Here is a 1844-nt window from a genome sequence, read left to right as displayed (position 1 = left end):
AACATTCTTCGCTTGATTATCGGAGCCCCAATCAGTATGAAAACTTAATCAGCCTTGCCGCTTAGCCAACTGTCCAGGAAACTGGGGTCAGATCAATTGACATTGAAGAAAATGAGGAGGCATTCATGAAGAGATCGTTTAGTAAAATTGGGTATATCTTGTTTATTTTGATTTCACTCATTGCTGTTCAGGCATGTGCTCCTAAAACCGTTCGATTAGATCACAGATATTATCAGTCGTTGAGAAATGAAGCGAATATCGCAGCGACACATTATCGTCCACCAACTTTCACTGTGCAAAGCATCAGCGGATTTCTCATGGGGACTGTTTTTGCTGGAATGTCTGGAGGAATGTGGGGTAGCAGTCCGGCTGGTGCGGGTGCAATGGGATCTGCATCTATGACAACGTTCGAAGGAAAAAAAGTGGATCAGTCGACCCCTCTTGAAGACCCTGCCTATAAAATTAAAGAGGGTTTCATGTCGGCTATAGCTCATCAGCTTCAATTGAGCAGAATTCAAAATATTAGGGAACCCATTGAGAGAAAATCAGAGGGAGATCTAAAACAAGTGTTTAAGAATAACTTTATATTCACCTTCAATACCACGTCTTGGGGTGTTGAGGCTCATTCGTTGCGGAGTTACGATCTCTCTTTTAGGCACATAGCGAAGCTCATACGTCTTTCCGATGCCCAGGTTCTTTGGCAGGGTGTTTGTCAATACAAAGAGAGGCTTCTGAATGATGAGACGAAGAAACCTCTTGCCCTTAAGAAACTCAAAGAGAATAATGCCACCCTTTTAAGAGTGAATCTTAAAAAAGTGGGAAATGTTTGTACGGAAAATTTATTAAACCAATTTTTTGATAATGGAGTTTGATGTAACTTTTGGTGATTATTTATACGAGCCAGTTTTTTTCGGTAAGGGCGTTGCAAGTGGCAACTTTGGATTTCTTGCCGCCGTTATTGGTGGTGCAAGACTTCAATAAAAATAGGGACATTTTCTATAGCGCTTTACTTTTTTTGTCATTGCGAAAGAGCGAGGCGACTGTGGCCTGCCCGTCCGGCAGGCGGGCAATCTCCTCTGACAATATAAACACATATGAAAAAAGAAACCTTCACCATTGCCCTTGTTCAGCTTACCTCAACAGATAACATTGAAGAGAATGTAAAAAAAATTCACTCATTCATAAAATCGGCAAGCCAGCAAAACGTTGATCTGATTAGTTTTCCCGAGAACTGCTTTTTTATGCGTTCACCAGAAAATGATTATGTGTTTCAAGAAAGTCTTGCGTCTCATTATATTTCACAACTGCAAAAAATGGCAAAAGAGCAAAAAATAAATATTCACGTTGGTTCGTTCCCTCAGAAAAAATCGTTTTCAAAAAAACATTACAATAGCAGTTTTATTATTCATGACGATGGAGTGCTTGGCCCCGTCTATAGAAAAATCCATTTGTTCACGCTTTACGATGAAGCTGGTGAACAACACAACGAGGCGTCAACTATTGCGTGCGGAAAAAAACTGGTGCTTGATGAAGTGGCGGGATGGCGAATTGGTTTAAGCATTTGCTACGATCTTCGTTTTCCAGAGTTGTATCGAAGCCTGTCAAAGCAAGGAGTGGATCTTATCTTGGTGCCAAGTGCATTTGTGGTGAATACCGGAAAAGCGCATTGGCACACTCTGTTAAAAGCGCGGGCCATTGAAAATCAAGTCTACGTTGCCGCCAGCGCGCAGTGGGGAAAACACAGTGATGCTCGAACAACGTATGGACATAGTTTATGTGTTGATCCATGGGGCGAGATCATAACAGAACTCCCCGAGGGTGAAGGTATGAGCGTTTGCGAACTT

General features: G+C 41.9%; 2 protein-coding genes (1 of these 2 only partly in view). Both read left to right on the top strand.

The annotated features are described in order from the left end of the window. The first annotated feature begins 125 nt into the window (after positions 1-125). On the top strand, positions 126-872 hold the full coding sequence (locus tag COV43_08485; protein PIR24810.1) for a hypothetical protein: 747 nt from the start codon (positions 126-128) through the stop codon (positions 870-872). A 222-nt stretch (positions 873-1094) separates the two neighbouring features. After that, positions 1095-1844 carry the 5' portion of a hypothetical protein gene (locus COV43_08480; GenBank protein PIR24809.1) on the top strand. The gene runs 45 nt beyond the window's last position, so 750 of the gene's 795 nt are visible here — the first part of the coding sequence; it begins with the start codon at positions 1095-1097; the stop codon falls past the right edge of the window.

Source organism: Deltaproteobacteria bacterium CG11_big_fil_rev_8_21_14_0_20_42_23 (genome assembly GCA_002796345.1).
Lineage (GTDB): Bacteria > UBA10199 > UBA10199 > 2-02-FULL-44-16 > 2-02-FULL-44-16 > 1-14-0-20-42-23.
This window is presented reverse-complemented; position numbering and strand designations above follow the sequence as displayed.